The sequence below is a fragment of the Nocardia thraciensis genome (assembly GCF_054782435.1).
The window spans coordinates 351,517-369,821 of record NZ_BAAGSM010000017.1 but is presented as its reverse complement, the minus strand read 5'-3'; the positions used below and the strand labels follow the sequence as shown (position 1 = coordinate 369,821).

General features: G+C 69.4%; 19 protein-coding genes. 13 read left to right on the top strand and 6 right to left on the bottom strand.

Translation table 11 applies throughout. The features are described 5' to 3' along the window. Nucleotides 1–375 precede the first annotated feature (375 nt). From ACYVLQ_RS09430 to ACYVLQ_RS09420, 3 genes are all read right to left on the bottom strand, one after another. Nucleotides 376–759 carry a PASTA domain-containing protein gene (locus tag ACYVLQ_RS09430; protein ID WP_460697004.1) on the bottom strand — a complete coding sequence of 128 codons (384 nt, stop codon included), beginning with the start codon at nucleotides 757–759 and terminating at the stop codon, nucleotides 376–378. A gap of 750 nt (nucleotides 760–1,509) precedes the next feature. After that, nucleotides 1,510–2,145, bottom strand: coding sequence for a sigma-70 family RNA polymerase sigma factor (locus tag ACYVLQ_RS09425; protein ID WP_460697003.1), 636 nt, complete (start codon nucleotides 2,143–2,145; stop codon nucleotides 1,510–1,512). A gap of 164 nt (nucleotides 2,146–2,309) precedes the next feature. Continuing rightward, complete coding sequence (locus tag ACYVLQ_RS09420; RefSeq protein ID WP_460697002.1) at nucleotides 2,310–3,011, bottom strand: GAF and ANTAR domain-containing protein; 702 nt, start codon at nucleotides 3,009–3,011, stop codon at nucleotides 2,310–2,312. 308 nt (nucleotides 3,012–3,319) lie between these two features. Here ACYVLQ_RS09420 and ACYVLQ_RS09415 point away from each other — a divergent pair, with 308 nt between their 5' ends. Beyond that, on the top strand, nucleotides 3,320–4,051 hold the full coding sequence (locus ACYVLQ_RS09415) for a GAF and ANTAR domain-containing protein (protein ID WP_460697001.1): 732 nt from the start codon (nucleotides 3,320–3,322) through the stop codon (nucleotides 4,049–4,051). A gap of 10 nt (nucleotides 4,052–4,061) precedes the next feature. Here the strand turns inward: ACYVLQ_RS09415 and ACYVLQ_RS09410 are convergent, their stop codons facing one another. Further along, a complete protein-coding gene (locus ACYVLQ_RS09410) occupies nucleotides 4,062–4,766 on the bottom strand; it encodes an ANTAR domain-containing protein (protein ID WP_460697000.1) in 705 nt (234 codons plus the stop codon). 471 nt (nucleotides 4,767–5,237) lie between these two features. Then, a complete protein-coding gene (locus tag ACYVLQ_RS09405) occupies nucleotides 5,238–5,666 on the bottom strand; it encodes a CBS domain-containing protein (protein WP_460696999.1) in 429 nt (142 codons plus the stop codon). A 169-nt stretch (nucleotides 5,667–5,835) separates the two neighbouring features. Between ACYVLQ_RS09405 and ACYVLQ_RS09400 the strand changes: the two genes are divergently transcribed. Then, a complete protein-coding gene (locus tag ACYVLQ_RS09400) occupies nucleotides 5,836–6,255 on the top strand; it encodes an Rv3143 family two-component system response regulator (protein ID WP_460696998.1) in 420 nt (139 codons plus the stop codon). A 312-nt stretch (nucleotides 6,256–6,567) separates the two neighbouring features. On the opposite strand, the gene ACYVLQ_RS09395 is transcribed toward ACYVLQ_RS09400, so the two are convergent. Further along, a complete protein-coding gene (locus tag ACYVLQ_RS09395) occupies nucleotides 6,568–6,747 on the bottom strand; it encodes a hypothetical protein (protein WP_460696997.1) in 180 nt (59 codons plus the stop codon). Nucleotides 6,748–6,966: 219 nt separating this feature from the next. On the opposite strand from ACYVLQ_RS09395, the gene ACYVLQ_RS09390 reads away from it, so the two are divergent. The 11 genes from ACYVLQ_RS09390 (at nucleotide 6,967) to nuoK (ending at nucleotide 18,304) form a co-directional block, all read left to right on the top strand. After that, nucleotides 6,967–7,290: a hypothetical protein gene (locus ACYVLQ_RS09390; protein ID WP_460696996.1), complete on the top strand. Its 324-nt coding sequence runs from the start codon at nucleotides 6,967–6,969 to the stop codon at nucleotides 7,288–7,290. 334 nt (nucleotides 7,291–7,624) lie between these two features. After that, nucleotides 7,625–8,005, top strand: coding sequence for an NADH-quinone oxidoreductase subunit A (locus ACYVLQ_RS09385; protein ID WP_068023272.1), 381 nt, complete (start codon nucleotides 7,625–7,627; stop codon nucleotides 8,003–8,005). A gap of 24 nt (nucleotides 8,006–8,029) precedes the next feature. Then, nucleotides 8,030–8,584, top strand: coding sequence for a NuoB/complex I 20 kDa subunit family protein (locus ACYVLQ_RS09380; protein ID WP_068023269.1), 555 nt, complete (start codon nucleotides 8,030–8,032; stop codon nucleotides 8,582–8,584). A 76-nt stretch (nucleotides 8,585–8,660) separates the two neighbouring features. Further along, complete coding sequence (locus ACYVLQ_RS09375; protein WP_460696995.1) at nucleotides 8,661–9,437, top strand: NADH-quinone oxidoreductase subunit C; 777 nt, start codon at nucleotides 8,661–8,663, stop codon at nucleotides 9,435–9,437. Next, nucleotides 9,437–10,807 (top strand): NADH dehydrogenase (quinone) subunit D, encoded by a 1,371-nt coding sequence (nuoD, locus tag ACYVLQ_RS09370; RefSeq protein ID WP_460696994.1) that lies wholly within the window; start codon nucleotides 9,437–9,439, stop codon nucleotides 10,805–10,807. The genes ACYVLQ_RS09375 and nuoD overlap by 1 nt, the downstream gene beginning before the upstream one ends. Continuing rightward, the gene (nuoE, locus tag ACYVLQ_RS09365) at nucleotides 10,804–11,532 is read left to right on the top strand and encodes an NADH-quinone oxidoreductase subunit NuoE (RefSeq protein WP_460696993.1); all 729 of its coding nucleotides are present in this window, start codon (nucleotides 10,804–10,806) and stop codon (nucleotides 11,530–11,532) included. Before nuoD ends, nuoE begins: the two co-directional genes overlap by 4 nt. Beyond that, nucleotides 11,529–12,857 (top strand): NADH-quinone oxidoreductase subunit NuoF, encoded by a 1,329-nt coding sequence (gene nuoF / locus ACYVLQ_RS09360; protein WP_460696992.1) that lies wholly within the window; start codon nucleotides 11,529–11,531, stop codon nucleotides 12,855–12,857. Before nuoE ends, nuoF begins: the two co-directional genes overlap by 4 nt. Then, on the top strand, nucleotides 12,854–15,313 hold the full coding sequence (locus ACYVLQ_RS09355) for an NADH-quinone oxidoreductase subunit G (RefSeq protein WP_460696991.1): 2,460 nt from the start codon (nucleotides 12,854–12,856) through the stop codon (nucleotides 15,311–15,313). Before nuoF ends, ACYVLQ_RS09355 begins: the two co-directional genes overlap by 4 nt. Continuing rightward, a complete protein-coding gene (gene nuoH, locus ACYVLQ_RS09350; RefSeq protein ID WP_460696990.1) occupies nucleotides 15,306–17,162 on the top strand; it encodes an NADH-quinone oxidoreductase subunit NuoH in 1,857 nt (618 codons plus the stop codon). The genes ACYVLQ_RS09355 and nuoH overlap by 8 nt, the downstream gene beginning before the upstream one ends. Continuing rightward, nucleotides 17,159–17,983, top strand: a complete 825-nt coding sequence (locus tag ACYVLQ_RS09345; RefSeq protein WP_460696989.1) for an NADH-quinone oxidoreductase subunit J — start codon at nucleotides 17,159–17,161, stop codon at nucleotides 17,981–17,983. Before nuoH ends, ACYVLQ_RS09345 begins: the two co-directional genes overlap by 4 nt. Before the next feature lie 21 nt (nucleotides 17,984–18,004). Next, nucleotides 18,005–18,304 carry an NADH-quinone oxidoreductase subunit NuoK gene (gene nuoK / locus ACYVLQ_RS09340; protein WP_040748232.1) on the top strand — a complete coding sequence of 100 codons (300 nt, stop codon included), beginning with the start codon at nucleotides 18,005–18,007 and terminating at the stop codon, nucleotides 18,302–18,304. The last annotated feature ends 1 nt before the right edge of the window (nucleotide 18,305 follow it).

The window sequence follows — 18,305 nt, the reverse complement described above, 5'->3', positions numbered from 1 at the left end:
CTCATCAACCAGCACGAAACCACATGCTACCCAAAAACATTACAAAGTGATGCTGGAGTACTAGTGCGGCAACGGCACTCGGGTGAGCGGGTGGCCGCCGGCGTCGCACCGTCTCGACGGCAACCGTCCGGTACGCGGCCACGAGCAGGGCCGCGGCCAGTGCGCTGTCACCCGGAGAACGCCGGGTCCGCGTCGAGCTCGGCGGTCGGCGCCGTCTCGATCTCGGCCGCGAAGGCGCGCAGCCGCGCGATCAGGGCGGGGGACGCCGCAATGGTAGGGACTTCACCCGGTGGGCGGAGTCGGCGCGTGAGGCGGTCGTTGCCGCGATCTATCGACGCGAGTTTCCGCGACGGACGGAACCCACGTTGTGGAAAACTACTGTGCCGCAGATACTTTCAGCGTGACGGGCGTATCGGGCTGCACCGCCGTGCCCGCCGCGGGCGTCTGGTCGGTGATGGTCCACGCGGTGGTGTGGCTCGCGGGGTCGTTCATCACGTCCCGGCCGTCGGCCGAGGTGATCGAGCCGATGGCGAAGCACAGGCCCGCGCCGACCACGGTCTCGCCGAGTTGCTTGCCGCGGAAGTCCGGCAGCGGCTGCGGCCACGCCTGCTGGTCGCACGGTTGGGCCTTCGGCGCGGACGGCGCCGCGGAGGTCGTCGCTCCCGCCGCGGGCGCGTCCTTCCCGTCGTCCGACGATCCGCACGCCGCGCAGGCCAGCGCAACGGTGAGTGTGAACACGGAGATCGCGGTGCGGCGCATACGTTTTCCTCTACGTCCATGGGCCGTCTCGGAGGCCCTCGAGCTGCGTCCCGCACCTTAATATGCCCCGGAACCGGGAATTCGATCGGGGGTGCGAGGCCTCCCTCCACCGTGTGGTCCTCGCACCCCGCCATCATCGAACCAGCGTGCTCGCGCCGAGATGCCGCTTCGAGCATCCGACCATGCCCCCACACATCGTGGCTGGACTGAGCGAGCCCTGTCCGACCGTCGAGCGGGATGACGAGCCTGGCGTTGTCGTCGCGGTCCGACTTCGCGGCCGTGTCGCTGCGGTCGTAAACGATAGCGGTGGAGGCGAATTCGACGAGGTGGAGCTGGCCGAGGTCGCTATCCCGCGCGGCCGGCGCCCGCTGTGTCCGGGTGTGTCCCGAGAAGTCCTGCCGGGAGCCGCTTTTCGCATCGGCGGTGCCCCGGTTGCCGCCGATGTGGGGCCCGCCACATGTCGATGTGGTCGACCGGGGGCAGATCGTCGCCGGGGTCGACTTCGAGCTCGAGCGCGTTCACGCCTGCCGGTAACCGGGCGGTGAGGTCCGAGGGCCTTGGCACGTCCCGGACCCCACCCGATCGGCGGTGCTGTCGACCGCGAGTCGACGGGGATCTCACGATCCACCCGACGAAATTGTGCGCCGGAAACTTCCGATCGGGAGGGGTTTTCGCTGTTACGACCTGATGAAAATCCGATATCCTCGGATTTACTCGCTATCGCGCCGTTATCTTTCTGGGGTTTACACCTCACGAACCGGCCTCGGCCAGGGCCGATTCCAGCCGGGCGAGCGCGGCCCGGATGCGGGATTTCACCGTCGACACCTGCACCCCGAGGTGCGCGGCCACCTGCGGATAGGTGAAACCGACATAGTAGGCCAGCACCAGCGATTCCCGCTGCAGCGGCGTCAGGGTGGTGAGACCGCTTCGCACACAACGCAGTTCGTGCCTACGCAGCGTCTCCTCCACCACGGCGTCGATCGGCGGGCGGTAGTCGCTGGCGCCCCAGGCATGATTGTGATCGGAGCTGGCGCGTTCGTGCCGCACCCGATCCACCGCCTGGCGGTGCGCGAGCGTGCGCAGCCACGTCGCCGCCGAGCCCCGCTGCTCGTCGAATCCGGCGGCACTGCGCCACACCTGGATATAGACGTCCTGGCAGGTCTCCTCCGCATACCCCGGGTCGCGGAGCACCGCCAGCACGCGCCGGAAGACCATCGGCCGGGTGCGTCGATATAGCAGGTCGAAGGCCTCGCGGTCGCCGGCGCCGACCCGGCGCACCAATTCGGCGTCCGGATCCGGGCCGCCTGAGCGGTGGGTCGGGGCGGCTCCCGGGACGCGGGTGGTATAGGGCCGCCGGGCAGGACGGACAGGTACGAGTACGGACACGATTGCCCCCACGCATGAGACGGGTATCGGAACCAGCCGTCGAGTTCAGGGACGCATTCCGGTGTGAGATCCCGTCCGGGGGCAGGGGATTCGGGAACCCGGGCCAAGTCTACCGGGCTGCGCCGGGCCCGGCCGTCGATTGCGTCCGGGAGAATTGTCGGCTTTCACAACCGCAGCCCCAGCTCTACGATGGCGCGCGCCACCTCGTGCACACCGACCCGATGCCGCCGCGCGTGCATGCGAATCACCTCGTAGGCGGCGTCGGGACCGATGCGACGCGCCCCCGCGATCACCCCCTTGGCCTGTTCCACCACGATCCGCGAGGTGAGCGCGTGCTGGAGTTGGTCGGTCAGGCGCTGCTGGCGGCGCAACCGGTCGGTCGTCTGCAGATGCCCGGCGGCCAGGCCCGCCAGCAAGGTGCCGACCGACAGCTCCTCGGCCGTCCACTCCCGCAGTGTGAACGAGTACAGCCCGAGCGCGCCCAGCCGGGTGGTCCCGAGCTGCAGCGGGATCTCCACCATCGCCGACATGCCGTGCCGCACAGCGGCGCTCGTATACTCGGGCCAGCGGCCCCAGTGTCGGCGCACATCCGCCACCGCCACGGGCTCGCCCGCGCGCATCGCGTCCATGCCCGGACCTCGGTCGCAACCCTGCTGCGCCACTTCGACTTCCGACAGGTCGTCCGGAATCGCCCCGGCCACCTCGCAGCGCTCGCCCGCGACCAGCGTCACGGCGGCGCCCGCCAGATCCAGCACATCGGTCGCGGTTCCCATCAGCTGTCGCAGCGCGCCCGAGCGGTCCTGCGCATCGGGCAGCACCATCACCAGCCGCGCCAGCGCCGATACCAGCGACTCACCGTCGGACATCCCTGCATCACCCCCGCGGCACGGACACCGGGGGGCGCCGCGCCTGGTCGGTTTGTGCGTCAGCCGGACCCATCGATGGTACGACCGGCCCGGTAGGCGAATTACCCAGTTTTCGTGGATAATTCATGCACTTGCGGCGTCAACGGCTGTCGACATCGACCGCGCCGGAATGTAACCATGGAAACCGAGGCTCGGCCGCGCCGATTCGCACGGCGGCCGCTGAGTCTCGTCTAGCTCGACTCCCTACATCGGCGTTGCGGTCGGCCGGTGCGGGGAGCTACCCGCTGCGTCCAGCCCGGGGAGGCGCCATGGGGTCGGCACTCGACGACGACCATCGACTGCTCGCCACCCTGCTGGCCGCGGTCGATCTGCTAGCCGGAGACTTCGACGTGATCGAACTGTCCCAGCAGCTCGTGGACCGCTGCCCCGCGGTCACCGGCGGCGCCGACGCGGGCCTGTTCCTAGCCGACCACCGATGTGACCTGCACCTGCTGGCCTCCACCAGCGAGGAGCCGAGACTGCTGGAGCTGCTGGAGGTGGAGGCGCTCGACGGACCCGGACGCCACACCTTTCGCACCGGCCTGGCCACCACCGTGCCCGACCTGCGCGACACCAACCACCGGTTCCCCGAATTCTGCCAGCGCGCAGTCGATTTCGGATACCTTTCGGCATTCGCGCTCCCCTTGCGCTGCCGCGACCGCAGCGTCGGCGCCCTGACCATCCTCGCCGACGACCCGGCCGCGCTGGACACCGATGGCCTGCGCGCCGGGCAGGTGCTCGCCGACGTGGCCGGGATCGGCATCGTCCAGCACACGGTGTACGCCCAGCTGCCACCGCTACCCGCGCGCCTGCCCGCCGCGCTGCACGCCCGCATCGTCATCGAACAGGCGAAGGGCGTGCTGGCCGAGCACGGCGACATCGCGATGGCCGAGGCGTTCCGGCGGTTGCGCACCTACGCGCACAAGACCGGCAGGCGGCTCGCCGACCTCGCCGGGGCCGTGGTCGACGGCACCGCCGACACCGATGAGATCCTGGCCTGAGACTTCGCGATCACACGCCGTCGAAGCGGATGCGGCGGGCCACCACGGCCTCGGCCACCTCCGCCAGCGACAGTGCGTGCCCGAACGCGTAGGCGCGTAGCCGCGCGTAGGCGTCGGGTACGCCGATCCCCAACTGCGCCACCACCATTCCGGCCGCCTGATGGATGGCGCGGCTGGCCAGCGGCTGCTCCAGCCATTGCGCGTCGGCCGCGGCCCCGGCCGGTTCGGGTCCCGACCGCGCCAGCACCAGCTGCGTGGTGATCAGGTCGGCGATATGCAGGCCCGCCGATACCGTGCCCGCGTCCAGCCGCCCCGGGGCGTCGCGGTAGAGATCAAGCGCCCCGAACCGAATCGCACCCAGCCGCAACGGCATCGCGATCATCGCGCCCGAGGCGCGGGTGCGGGCCAAGGCCTCGGCGAACCCCGGCCACCGCTCGCATCCGCCGGACAGATCGGCCACCGGCACCGGCACGCCCGTCGCCACCGCCTCCACCGCCGGACCCTCGCCGACCGTCGCCTGCACGGCCTCCACCCCGGCGGCCACCTCGTCGCTGGCGCACCACGGCTGCACGCCCGCGTGATGTTCGTCGATGACGATCGCGGCCCGCTGCACCGGCAGCACGCCCACACTCGCCGCGCAGGCCCCGGCCACGCCGCCGCCCCGGGCTCGTGACGCGGCGAGGAATCGCTCGGTCAGGTATTCGAACCGTGGCACGCCTGTCCCCTAACAACCACCCGCACCGCCACGCGAGAGCGCCAGAGTATCCGGCTTCGGTGATTACGGCCACAAACCCTCGAAACCGTGAGATCCGCCATGACTGCCATCCGGAATCAATCCTGCGTTGGGAAACAGTTCCCGGAACAGGCTGTGGGAGAACACATCACGCGTCGCATCCGGCGACCCTCGATGGCACTTTCCGGGCGGCCGGGATGGACCCCGGTTCCGCCGCGATCAACCTGGCCGACGTGGTGACCTCGATCGCCGCCAACGTCACCTACATCCTGCACGCCTGGGGCCTGGCCTAGGTCTCCTCCGCACTGCCCGCACCGCATCTCCTTCCTGTCCTACCCTGGATTCGGGCCACGGGCCCGGGAGGGGACATCGAAATGCCAAGTCTTGCAGTGCGTTTACCTGACGTGATCGCGACCGCGCGGCGCCGCCGATCCGTCGCGCGCCGTAGCGGCCTCAGCCGTGCAGGTATTGCACCAGGTGCTCGCGCTCGGTCTGCAGTTCGGAGATCGCGCTCTTCACCACGTCGCCGATGCTGACGATGCCCACCATGCGGCCACCGCGCAGCACCGGCAGGTGCCGGATGCGGTGGTCGGTCATGGTCGTGCGCAGGCTTTCCACCCGGTCGTCGGGCGAGCAGGTGTGCACCACGGCCGTCATGATCGCGGAGACCGGCTGATCGAGCAGCCCGGCGCCCGAGAAGTGCAGATTCCGGACGATGTCGCGCTCGGACACGATGCCGTCCAAGCCGACGCCGTCCGACGACACCACCACGGCGCCGACATTGCGCTCGGCCAGCACCCGCAGCAGTTCGCGCACGGGTGCCTCCGGCGCGATCGTGACCACGTCGGCGCCCTTCTTACGCAGGATCTCGGAAATTCGCATAAATATCCACCGCCTGTCCTAGCCCTCGGATGATTACCAGGATCCCGCGTTTCGTCCGTCGTGACCAGCAAAGATTCCGCCCGGGACGATCAACTTCGCGGTGAAGTCCCGCGGCGCGACCCACCGCAGTCGACGAACCTGCCACGACGGCGCACCTCACCGACGTAGCATGCGGAACGTGGCCGATGCGAACCGTCCCGCCGTGGTGCGGGTTCTCGTGTATTCGAGTGATTCCGACACCCGTCGCCAGGTGATGCTGGCGCTGGGCAAGCACCCCCGCCCCGACCTGCCCCCGTTCGAGTACGTCGAGGTGGCCACCGCGCCGATCGTCATCGAGAAGCTGGACGCGGGCGGTCTCGACCTGGCGATCCTCGACGGCGAGGCCGCGCCCACGGGCGGTCTGGGCGTGGCCAAGCAGCTCAAGGACGAACTCGAGTCCTCCCCGCCGATCCTGGTCCTCACCGGCCGCGCCGACGACGCCTGGCTGGCCAACTGGTCCCGCGCCGAGGCCTCGGTCCCCCACCCGATCGACCCCTTCCACCTCACCGACGCGGTAGCGACCCTCCTCCGCGACCGCTCCGCCGCCTGATTACGGCCAAAAGCACGCCGGAAACAAACAGCACCCGGCCACGCCGGACACAGGGGTAAACGGTCATCCCGCGCCACACCCTCACACCCACACGCCACCACCCTCACTCCCGCACCACCACCCTCACTCCCGCACCACCACCCTCACTCCCGCACCACCACCCTCACTCCCGCACCACCACCCTCACTCCCGCACCACCACCGTCACCCCGCACCACCCCGTCACCCCGCGCCAACACCCTCAGTTCCGGCATGCCCTACCTCAATTCCCGGCATGCCCCCTACCTCATTCCCAGCATGCTCTTGGCCGGGATCACTGCACCACGTGGGAGGTTGCGGTCCGTGGCGGGCTTCCGACCATCGCGGCCGCCCCGGCCGCAACGGCGAGGAGCGCGCCCAGGCACAGGGCCGCGGTGGGGCCGAAGCCGTCGACCGCTCGGCCGCCCAGTAGCGCGCCCAGGGCGATCGCGGCATTGAATACCGCCACGAGCATCGCGGAGGCCGCCTCTCGGGGCACCCGGTGCCGCGGCCGTCGTCCAGGTCTGGGTGCTCACCGAGACGCCACCGTAGGAGACTCCCCACAGCACCAGCAGCAGCGCCGCCGCGATCAGCGAGCCTCCGGCGACCGACAGCAGCGCGACCGAGGCCGCCAGACCGGCGCAGATCAGCAGCACGGCGCGCCCGGGGTGCACGCGACGCAATCATGCCGAGGGTGAAAGTGCCTGCCACACCGGCGATCCCGTACCCGAGCAGCAGGGCGCTGACGGCGCTCGCGCTCGCCGGACCCGCCGTGTGCACGACGCAGGAGGCGATCGCCGCGGTGGCGGGCGGGCGCGGCGCGCTGCTGCTCTGCGACACCACCGCCGAATACCACCGCCGCCCGGACGTCACCTTCGTTCCCGTGCACGGTATCGCGGAATCGCGGGTGGGCCTGATCCGCCATCGCGATCGCGACGACGAGCAAGTCCGGGCCTTCACCCACACTCTCGCCGAGATCATCGGAGAACCGGCGCCCGCCCTGCATGCTGTCATGTGACGGAACTCGGGATTGCGTTGATTCGGTCATAAGTGACAGTTCCGAATTCGATCAAACACCGCCCGCAATCGGCATGCATTCAGAAAGATCGGTTGTAGGCTGTGCCGTAGCTCACACGCGTGCGGGCGATGATATGAGGCCCGTCCGTCCGGATCTCCCCCATCGCCCGCACCCTCACTGAGCACACCCAGGGGCGCGACTGGCCCAGCAGACGACGATGTCAGCCCGCCTCGGCAACTACCGGTCGGTTCGCGCAGCCCGCGGGCCGGTCGGCGCGTGGAGGCGACGTGCGCAGCCCGGCACGCCGCCGATAAGGGAGAGGGGTTGTGCTGTTGTGAATACCGAGGTGCCGACGCTCGTGCTCGGCGCGGTCGCGGCCGCGTTCGCACTGGTTTCGCTCGCGCTGGCGGCCCTCATCGGTCCGAAGCGCTACAACCGGGCCAAGCTCGAGGCGTACGAATGCGGCATCGAGCCGACCCCGCACGCGATCGGCGGCGGCCCGGGAAACTCTGCGGGACAGCGCTTCCCGGTGAAGTACTACCTCACCGCGATGCTGTTCATCATCTTCGACATCGAGATCGTGTTCCTCTACCCGTGGGCGGTGCACTTCGATGCCCTCGGTGTGTTCGGTCTCGCCGCGATGGCGCTGTTCATCTTCAACGTCTCGGTCGCCTACGCCTACGAGTGGCGGCGCGGCGGATTGAGCTGGGACTGATACGGAAGTGAGTCGGTCGGAATTATGGGTCTCGAGGAGAAGCTGCCCAGCGGTTTCCTGCTGAGCACGGTCGAGCAGTTCGCCGGTTACATGCGCAAGGGCTCGCTGTGGCCCGCGACGTTCGGGCTGGCCTGCTGCGCGATCGAGATGATGGCTACCGGCGGCGGGCGCTTCGACAGCGCCCGCTTCGGCATGGAGGTGTTCCGCGCCTCGCCGCGGCAGGCCGACCTGATGATCGTGGCCGGGCGGGTGAGCCAGAAGATGGCCCCGGTGCTGCGCCAGGTCTACGACCAGATGACCGAGCCGAAATGGGTGCTGGCCATGGGCGTCTGCGCCTCGTCCGGCGGCATGTTCAACAACTACGCCGTCGTGCAGGGCGTGGACCACGTTGTGCCCGTGGACATCTATCTGCCCGGCTGCCCGCCGCGGCCGGAGATGCTGCTGCACGCGATCCTGAAACTGCACGAGAAGATCCAGGAGATGCCCCTCGGGGTGAACCGCGAGGAGGCCGCGCGCGCCGCCGAGGAGGCCGCCCTCGCCGTCACCCCCACCATCCAGATGACGGGCCTGCTGCGATGACGGGCCGCAACATCCCGAAACACGGGCCTCCTGTGATGACTGGCCGCGACATCCCGATTTCCCTGCGAGGCACGGCATGACATTCGACTCTCCGGGCCGCGATACCGAGCCCGATACCCCGCCGGAGGCCGATATCGCCGGCGACACCGGCCACGACGAGGCCCAACTGGCCGAGGAGGACCAGCGCGCCCGCCCGGGCGACGAGGCCGTCGGCGTGCGCCGCGGCATGTTCGGCGTCCGCGGCACGGGCGACACCTCCGGCTACGGTCGCCTGGTACGCACCATCACCCTGCCAGGCGGCACCGAACCGCCCTATGGCGGCTACTTCGACGAGCTGGTGGCGGCACTGCGGGAAGTGTTGCCCGGCAACGCCTTCGCCGAGGCGGTCGAGCGGGTCGTGGTGTTCCGCGGCGAGTTGACCCTGCACGTGCGGCGGGACCGTCTCCCCGCCGTCGCCCGGGCGCTGCGCGACGAGGCCGCATTGCGTTTCGAACTGTGCCTGGGCGTCAGCGGCGTGCACTATCCGGACGAGAGCGGGCGGGAGCTGCACGCGGTCTACCACCTCCTGTCGATCACCCACAATCGTCGTGTGCGCGTGGAGGTTTCGGTGCCCGACGCGGACCCGCATATCCCCTCGCTGTACTCCGTGTACCCGACGACGGACTGGCACGAGCGGGAGACCTACGACTTCTTCGGCATCCTGTTCGACGGCCACCCGTCGCTCACCAGGATCACGATGCCGGACGACTGGCGCGGGCACCCCCAGCGCAAGGACTACCCGCTCGGCGGGATCCCGGTCGAATACAAGGGCGCGCGCATCCCGCCGCCCGACCAGCGGAGGACGTACAGCTGATGAACGACACCGACACGCGGCGCGATACCAACGCACCGGAGAACCCGCCGCCGGAAACCCCCGCGGCACAGGAACCTTCATCACCGGAACACGTGGTCACGGTCGCGGGCCAGGACTGGGACGACGTGCGCGAGGCCCTCGGCGGGGCCGCCGAGGAGCGCATCGTCGTCAATATGGGCCCGCAGCACCCGTCCACCCACGGCGTGCTCCGCCTGATCCTCGAGATCGAGGGCGAGACCGTCACCGAGGCCCGATGCGGAATCGGCTACCTGCACACCGGGATCGAGAAGAACCTCGAGTTCCGCAACTGGGTGCAGGGCACCACGTTCGTCACCCGGATGGACTACCTGTCGCCGTTCTACAACGAGACCGCCTACTGCCTGGGCGTGGAGGCGCTGCTCGGCATCACCGACGATATTCCCGAGCGCGCCAGCGTGATCCGGGTGCTGCTGATGGAACTCAACCGCATCTCCTCGCATCTGGTCGCGCTCGCCACCGGCGGCATGGAACTCGGCGCGCTGACACCGATGCTGTTCGGCTTCCGCGAGCGCGAACTGATTCTCAACGTCTTCGAGGCGATCACCGGCCTACGCATGAACCACGCCTACATCCGCCCCGGCGGCGTCGCGCAGGACCTGCCCGAGGACGGCGTCACGCGGGTCCGGGAACTGCTGGACCTGCTGCCGAAACGGCTGCGCGATATGGAGCTGCTGCTCAACGAGAACCCGATCTGGAAGGCCCGCACCCGCGGCATCGGCTATCTCGACCTCGCCGGATGCATGGCGCTGGGCATCACCGGACCGGTACTCCGCTCCACCGGCCTGCCGCACGATCTGCGCAAGTCCCAGCCCTACTGCGGTTACGAGAACTACGAGTTCGACGTCATGACCGACACCGGATGCGACTGCTACGGCCGCTATCTCATCCGCGTCAACGAGATGAAGGAATCGGTCAAGATCGTGGAGCAGTGCCTGGACAAGCTGCGCCCGGGCCCGGTGATGGTGGACGACAAGAAGATCGCCTGGCCCGCCGACCTGCAGCTGGGCCCCGACGGTCTGGGCAACTCCCCCAAGCACATCGGCAAGATCATGGGCACCTCGATGGAGGCGCTGATCCACCACTTCAAGCTCGTCACCGAGGGCATGCGGGTCCCCGCGGGCCAAGTGTACACGGCGGTGGAATCTCCGCGCGGCGAGCTCGGCGTGCACATGGTCAGCGACGGCGGCACCCGGCCCTACCGGGTGCACTATCGCGATCCCTCGTTCACGAATCTGCAGGCGGTGGCGGCGATGTGCGAGGGCGGCATGGTCGCCGACGTCATCGCCGCCGTCGCCAGCATCGACCCGGTGATGGGTGGTGTGGACCGATGACAGAAGTCCTGCTGAAGCTTTCGGTGCGGCCGATCCCGTATCCCAAGGAGGTGCACGACCGGCTGGAGGTGGAGGCCAAGCAGATCATCGACTGCTATCCGCAGTCGCGGTCGGCGCTGCTGCCGCTGCTGCACCTGGTGCAGAGCGTGGAGGGCTACGTCTCGGGTACCGGGATCGAATTCTGCGCCGAGCAGCTCGGTCTGACCGATGCCGAGGTGACCGCGGTCGCCACCTTCTACTCCATGTACCGGCGCACTCCCACCGGCGACTACCACGTCGGCGTCTGCACCAACACGCTGTGCGCGGTCATGGGCGGCGACCAGATCTTCTCGGAACTGAAGCAGCACTTGGGGATCGGGCACGGGGAGACCACCGCCGACGGCAGCGTCACGCTCGAGCACGTGGAGTGCAACGCGGCGTGCGACTACGCGCCGGTGGTGATGGTCAACTGGGAGTTCTTCGACAACCAGACCCCGGAGTCGGCCCGCGCCATGGTGGACGCGCTGCGCAACGGCGAACAGGTCACCGGCAGCCGCAGCGGAGCGGCGCTGTGCACCTTCCGCGAGACGGCCCGCTTCCTCGCCGGATTCCCCGACGAGCGGCCCGGCGCCAACGACGGCGAGCCGGGCGCCGCCACGCTGGCCGGGTTGCACATCGCGCGCAACACCGCCGCGCCGCAAGGGTCTGTGCGCCAGCCGAATTCGGAAAGCGGAGGTGGCGCGTGACGCTGGCACCCGTACTCACGCGGTACTGGGACGAACCCCGGTCCTGGACGCTGGAGACCTATCAGCGCTACGACGGCTACCGCGCGCTGCCCAAGGCGCTGCGGATGCATCCCGACGAGGTGATCGCCACCGTCAAGGACGCGGGGCTGCGCGGTCGCGGCGGCGCGGGCTTTCCCACCGGCATGAAATGGGGCTTCATTCCCCAGGGGCCGGGCCCCGACGGCACCACCAAGCCGCACTATCTGGTCGTGAACGCCGACGAGTCGGAACCGGGCACCTGCAAGGACATTCCGCTCATGCTGGCCACCCCGCACGTGCTCGTCGAGGGTGTCATCATCGCGGCCTACGCCATTCGCGCCTCGCACGCCTTCATCTACGTGCGGGGCGAGGTGCTGCCGGTGCTGCGCCGACTGCGCGCCGCGGTCCAAGAGGCTTACGACGCAGGCTATCTCGGGCACGACATCATGGGCTCCGGATACGACCTGGAGCTGATCGTGCACGCGGGGGCGGGCGCCTACATCTGCGGCGAGGAGACCGCGCTGCTGGATTCGCTGGAGGGCCGTCGCGGCCAGCCCCGGCTGCGCCCGCCGTTCCCGGCCGTCGCGGGTCTCTACGCCTGCCCGACGGTGGTCAACAATGTGGAATCGATTGCCAGCGTTCCGCCGATCCTGCTCAACGGCATCGAGTGGTTCCGCTCCATGGGCAGCGAGAAGTCGCCCGGGTTCACGCTGTACTCGCTGTCGGGGCATGTGGCGCAGCCCGGCCAGTACGAGGCCCCGCTGGGCATCACGCTGCGCGAGCTGCTCGCGCACGCGGGCGGCGTGCGCGCCGGGCACACGCTGAAGTTCTGGACGCCGGGCGGCTCGTCGACGCCGCTGCTCACCGCCGAGCACCTCGATGTGCCGCTCGACTACGAGAACGTGGTCGCGGCCGGATCCATGCTGGGCACCAAGGCATTACAGATCTTCGACGACACCACCTGCGTGGTGCGGGCCGTGCTGCGCTGGACCGAGTTCTACGCCCACGAATCCTGCGGCAAGTGCACGCCCTGCCGCGAGGGCACGTACTGGCTGGTCCAACTGCTGCAGCGGCTCGAGGACGGCGGCGGCACCGAGGCCGATCTGGAGAAGCTGCTCGACATCGCCGACAACATCAACGGCAAGTCCTTCTGCGCCCTCGGCGACGGCGCCGCCAGCCCGATCGTGTCCTCCCTCCAGCACTTCCGCGAGGAGTACCTCGACCACCTGCGCCAGGGCGGCTGCCCCTTCGATCCCGCCCGCAGCACCGCGTGGGCGGACACAGCCACGGCCGAAGGAGTCCGATGACCAGGACAGTGAGTTCCAACGACAGTGGCGTGGTGCCTCAGGATCTGGTGAGTGTCACCATCGACGGGACCACCGTGAGCGTGCCCGCCGGGACCCTGGTGATCCGCGCCGCCGAGTTGGTCGGCATTCAGATTCCGCGGTTCTGCGATCATCCGCTGCTGGATCCGGTCGGCGCGTGTCGGCAGTGCATCGTCGAGGTGGAGGGGCAGCGCAAACCCGTTGCCTCGTGCACCATGGCCGTCACCGACGGCATGGTCGTACACACCCAGCTCAGCTCCCCCGTCGCCGAGAAGGCGCAGGAGGGGGTGATGGAGCTGCTGCTGATCAACCACCCGCTGGACTGCCCGGTGTGCGACAAGGGCGGGGAATGCCCGCTGCAGAACCAGGCCATGTCCAGTGGCCGCGCGGAATCCCGCTTCGACGGCGTCAAACGCACCTACCCCAAACCGATTCCGCTGTCCTCGGCGGTGCTGCTGGACCGGGAGCGCTGCGTGCTGTGCGCGCGCTGCACCCGCTTCTCGCAGCAGATCGCGGGCGATCCGTTCATCGAACTCATGGACCGCGGCGCGTTGGAGCAGGTGGGCGTCGCCGACGGCGAGTCCTTCGACTCCTACTTCTCCGGCAACACCGTGCAGATCTGCCCCGTCGGCGCGCTCACCGGCACGGCCTACCGCTTCCGCGCCCGCCCGTTCGACCTGGTGTCGAGCCCGGCGGTGTGCGAGCATTGCGCCTCCGGCTGCGCGCAGCGCACCGACCACCGCCGCGGAAAGGTGCTGCGCCGCCTGGCCGGTGACGATCCGCAGGTGAACGAGGAGTGGAACTGTGACAAGGGCCGGTGGGCGTTCACCTACGCCACCGAGCGCGACCGGCTGACGACACCGCTGGTGCGCGGCTGGGACGGCACCCTCGCCCCCGCGTCCTGGTCCGAGGCGCTGGCCCGGGCGGCCGAGGGCCTGGCGGCCGCGCACGGCAACGCCGGGGTCCTGGTCGGCGGCCGCGCGACGGTCGAGGACGCCTACGCCTACTCGAAGTTCGCCCGAGTCGCGCTGGGCACCAACAATATCGACTTCCGCGCCCGCGCACACTCGGCCGAGGAGGCCGAGTTTCTCGCCGCCCGCGTCGCCGGTCAGGGCAGCGCCGTGGACTACGCGGCCCTGGAGGCGGCGCCGGTGGTGCTGCTCGCCGGATTCGAACCGGAGGAAGAGTCGCCCATCGTGTACCTGCGGCTGCGCAAGGCGGCCCGCAAGAACGCCCTGGCGGTCTACTCCCTCGCCCCGTACGCGACACGCGGGCTGCAGCGGATGTCGGGGACACTGCTGCCGACGGTGCCCGGACTCGAATCGCAGGTGCTCGAGGCCATGTCCACCGCGGGTGAGACATCCGGCGCCGCCGGACAATTCGACGATCTGACCCGGCTGCTGCGGCAACCCGGCGCGGTGATCCTCGTCGGCGAGCGGCTGGCGCTGGCGCCCGGCGCGCTGTCGGCCGCGACGCGCCTGGCCGACGCGACGGGCGCCGCACTGGCCTGGATCCCTCGGCGCGCCGGTGAACGGGGCGCGATCGAGGCGGGCGCCCTGCCCGGCCTGCTGCCCGGCGGCCGCCCCGTGTCGGACTCCCGCGCGCGACAGCAGCTCCGCACCGCCTGGGACGTCGATGACCTGCCCGTCGACGACGGGCGCGATACCGGCGAAATTCTCTCGGCGGCAGCACATCTGGGCGCCCTGGTGATCGGCGGAGTCGAGATGGCCGACCTGCCCGATCCGCCCGCCGCGCTCGCCGCCTTGGACGCGGCCCGGTTCGTGGTCAGCCTGGAGTTGCGGCGCAGCGAGATCACCGACCGCGCCGACGTGGTGTTCCCGGTGGCCTCGGCCATGGAGAAGGCGGGCACGTTCCTCACCTGGGAGGGCCGCCCCCGCCAGTTCGATGCCGCACTCGACGACGCCACGGTGCGCCGCGAGGCCGCACCGCTGGCCGACCATCGGGTGCTGCACGCCATCGCCGACGAAATGAACATCCGGCTCGGGCTGCCCGATGTCACCAGTGCCCGAGCCGAACTCGCCGAGCTGGGCACCTGGGACGGTCCCCCGCCGCCCGCACCGGCCCATCCACCGCAGCCACCGGCGCAGCCCGCGCCGGGCACCGCCGTGCTGGCCGGTTGGCGAATGCTCATCGACCGTGGCCGCATGCAGGACGGCGAACCGAATCTGGCGGGCACCGCGAAGCCGCCGGTGGTGCGGATGTCGCACGACACCGCCGCCGAAATCGGCGCCACCACAGGCGATCCGGTGCGGGTGAGCACCGACCACGGCGCCGTCGTGCTGCCGCTGGCGCTCACCGACATGCCCGACCGAGTGGTGTGGCTGCCGCTGAATTCCCCCGGATCGGTGGTGCACGAACAGCTCGCCACCACCCCCGGCCACCTCGTGCGTATCCGACGGGAGGACCACCGTGAGTGATTTGAGTCTGTTCGGCCACGACCCCTGGTGGCTGGTGCTCGGAAAGTGCATCGGCATCTTCATCTTCCTGCTGCTCATCCCGATGCTGGGCGTACTGCTCGAACGCAAGGTGGTCGCGTGGATGCAGATGCGCGTCGGCCCCAACCGGGTCGGCCCGCGCGGATCGCTGCAGTCCATCGCCGACGGCGTGAAGATGCTCCTCAAGGAGGACATCGTCCCCGCCATCGTGGACAAGCCGATCTACATCCTGGCGCCGGTGATCTCGCTGATTCCCGCGGTGATGGCGTTCGCCGTCATCCCCATGGGGTCGGAGGTGTCGATCTTCGGCACCCGGACCGCGCTGCAGCTCACCGATATGCCGGTCGGCGTCCTCTACATCCTGGCGATGGCCTCGATCGGCGTGTACGGAATCGTGCTGGCGGGCTGGGCCTCCGGGTCGACCTACCCGCTGCTCGGCGGCCTGCGCTCGACGGCGCAGGTGATCTCCTACGAGATCGCCATGGCCGCCTGCTTCGCCGCGGTATTCCTGCTCTCGGGCACCATGTCCACGTCCGGGATCGTCGAAAGCCAGTGGGGCACCTGGAATGTCTTCCTGCTCCTGCCGTCGTTCCTGATCTACGCGGTGTCGATGGTCGGCGAGACCAACCGCGCGCCGTTCGACCTGCCCGAGGCCGAGGGCGAGCTGGTCGGCGGCTTCCACACCGAGTACTCCTCGCTGAAGTTCGCCATGTTCATGATGGCCGAGTACATCAACATGGCGACGGTGTCGGCGCTGGCGACCACGCTGTTCTTCGGCGGCTGGCACGCGCCCTTCCCGCTCAGCCTGTGGTCCGGCGCCAATTCCGGGTGGTGGCCGCTGCTGTGGTTCACCGCCAAGGTGTGGATGTTCCTGTTCGTGTTCATCTGGCTGCGCGGCACGCTGCCCCGGATGCGCTACGACCAGTTCATGAATCTGGGCTGGAAGCTGCTGATCCCGGTGTCGCTGCTGTGGGTGATGGTCGTCGCGACGCTGAAGGTGCTGCAGGACAACGGGATCGAGATTCAGACCGCGGGCATGGTGATCGGCGGGATCGTGCTGACGGCGCTGCTGATCGGCGTCATGCTGCGCGCCGGGCACCGGGGCGACGACCGCCGCGCCGAATCCGCTGGCGCCGCATCGTCCGCGGCCGAGGCCTACGCGGGCTTCCCGGTGCCTCCGATGCCGCCGCAGCCGGTCCGCGAGACCGCCAAACCCGGCCTGCTCGATCCGCTGGCCGGATTCGCCGTCACCTTCGCCACCATGTTCAAGGAGAAGAACACCGAGTTCTATCCGGAGCAGAAGGTGCCGACCGCGCCCCGCTATCACGGCCGCCACCAGCTCAACCGGCATCCGGACGGGCTGGAGAAGTGCATCGGCTGCGAGCTGTGCGCCTGGGCCTGCCCCGCCGACGCCATCTATGTCGAGGGCGCCGACAACACCGAGACCGAACGCTTCTCCCCCGGTGAGCGCTACGGCAGCGTCTACCAGATCAACTACCTGCGCTGCATCGGCTGCGGCCTGTGCATCGAGGCGTGCCCGACCCGGGCGCTCACGATGACCAACGAGTACGAGATGGCCGACGACAACCGCGGAGACCTCATCTTCGAGAAGGATCAGCTGCTGGCGCCGCTGCGCTCGGGCATGCTGCCGCCGCCGCATGCCATGTACCCCGGGACGAACGACGAGGACTACTACCTCGGCCGGGTGCCCGCGGCTCCCGGCACCGCCGAGGACAGCGGGTTGCGGGAGGCCCCCGGTGCCCAACCATCCGAGCCGTCCGACCTCGATCGCGAGCCCGCCGCGGCCGGCGCGGAAGGAGCGCCGCGATGAATTACCTTGCCGCCGAGGCGGTTACCCGGACCTCCACCGGTGAGGCCGTGATGTTCTGGATCCTCGCGGTGGTCTCCGTGGCGGGCGCGCTGGGCATGGTCTGCGCGCGCAAGGCGGTGCATTCGGCGCTGTGCCTGGCCGCCACCATGATCGCGCTGTCGATGTTCTACATCGCCCAGAAGGCGCTGTTCCTGGGCGTGGTGCAGATCGTGGTCTACACCGGCGCGGTCATGATGCTGTTCCTGTTCGTGCTGATGCTGGTCGGCGTCGACTCGGCCGAATCGCTGCGGGAAACGTTGCGCGGCCATCGGATCGGGGTGGTCGTGGTCGGCCTCGGGTTCGGCGCGCTGCTCATCGGGGCGATCGCCCGCGGCGTGCACGACGACGCCGTCGCACCCGTCGGACCGGGCTTCGGCGAGGACACCATCGCCGCGCTGGCCGAGCTGATCTTCATTCGCTACGTGTGGGCGTTCGAGCTCACCGGCGCGCTGCTCATCACCGCCACCATCGGCGCCATGGTGCTGGCGCATCGCGAGCGGTTCGGTCCGAAGACCGATCAGAAGGAGATGTCCAAACGCCGCGTGCGGGAAGGAGTTCGAGTCACCCCGCTGCCCGTGCCCGGCGTGTACGCCCGGCACAACGCGGTCGACACACCGGCCCGACTGCCGGACGGCTCGTTCGCCGAGGACTCCGTCAGCACCATCCTGCGCCACCGCCGCGACCGCGCGCACACCGAGGCGGCCGCCATCGGCGTGGGCGCCGCGAACGACAACAACGGTTCCGCCACAACTCCTTCCGACGGCGACAGTCGGCACGGCTGATTAGAAAGGCAAGGCTCTGCGGTGAATCCGGACAACTACCTGTATCTGTCCGCGCTGCTGTTCACCATCGGCGCGGCCGGTGTGCTGGTGCGGCGCAACGCGATCGTGGTGTTCATGTGCATCGAGCTGATGCTCAACGCGGTGAACCTGGCCTTCGTCACCTTCGCGCGCGAGCGCGCGAACCTCGACGGCCAGGTGTACGCGTTCTTCACGATGGTGGTCGCCGCCGCCGAGGTCGTCGTCGGCCTGGCCATCATCATGACCATCTTCCGCGCCCGTCGCTCGACCTCGGTCGACGACGCCAACCTGCTGAAGTACTGAC

Coding starts and splice junctions, on each gene's coding strand:
- ACYVLQ_RS09430 (WP_460697004.1), bottom strand. CDS start 759: ATGCGCCGCACCGCGATCTCCGTGTTCACACTCACCGTTGCGCTGGCC.
- ACYVLQ_RS09420 (WP_460697002.1), bottom strand. CDS start 3,011: ATGTCCGACGGTGAGTCGCTGGTATCGGCGCTGGCGCGGCTGGTGATG.
- ACYVLQ_RS09415 (WP_460697001.1), top strand. CDS start 3,320: ATGGGGTCGGCACTCGACGACGACCATCGACTGCTCGCCACCCTGCTG.
- ACYVLQ_RS09405 (WP_460696999.1), bottom strand. CDS start 5,666: ATGCGAATTTCCGAGATCCTGCGTAAGAAGGGCGCCGACGTGGTCACG.
- ACYVLQ_RS09400 (WP_460696998.1), top strand. CDS start 5,836: ATGCGGAACGTGGCCGATGCGAACCGTCCCGCCGTGGTGCGGGTTCTC.
- ACYVLQ_RS09395 (WP_460696997.1), bottom strand. CDS start 6,747: ATGCTCGTGGCGGTATTCAATGCCGCGATCGCCCTGGGCGCGCTACTG.
- ACYVLQ_RS09380 (WP_068023269.1), top strand. CDS start 8,030: ATGGGTCTCGAGGAGAAGCTGCCCAGCGGTTTCCTGCTGAGCACGGTC.
- ACYVLQ_RS09375 (WP_460696995.1), top strand. CDS start 8,661: ATGACATTCGACTCTCCGGGCCGCGATACCGAGCCCGATACCCCGCCG.
- nuoD (WP_460696994.1), top strand. CDS start 9,437: ATGAACGACACCGACACGCGGCGCGATACCAACGCACCGGAGAACCCG.
- nuoE (WP_460696993.1), top strand. CDS start 10,804: ATGACAGAAGTCCTGCTGAAGCTTTCGGTGCGGCCGATCCCGTATCCC.
- ACYVLQ_RS09355 (WP_460696991.1), top strand. CDS start 12,854: ATGACCAGGACAGTGAGTTCCAACGACAGTGGCGTGGTGCCTCAGGAT.
- ACYVLQ_RS09345 (WP_460696989.1), top strand. CDS start 17,159: ATGAATTACCTTGCCGCCGAGGCGGTTACCCGGACCTCCACCGGTGAG.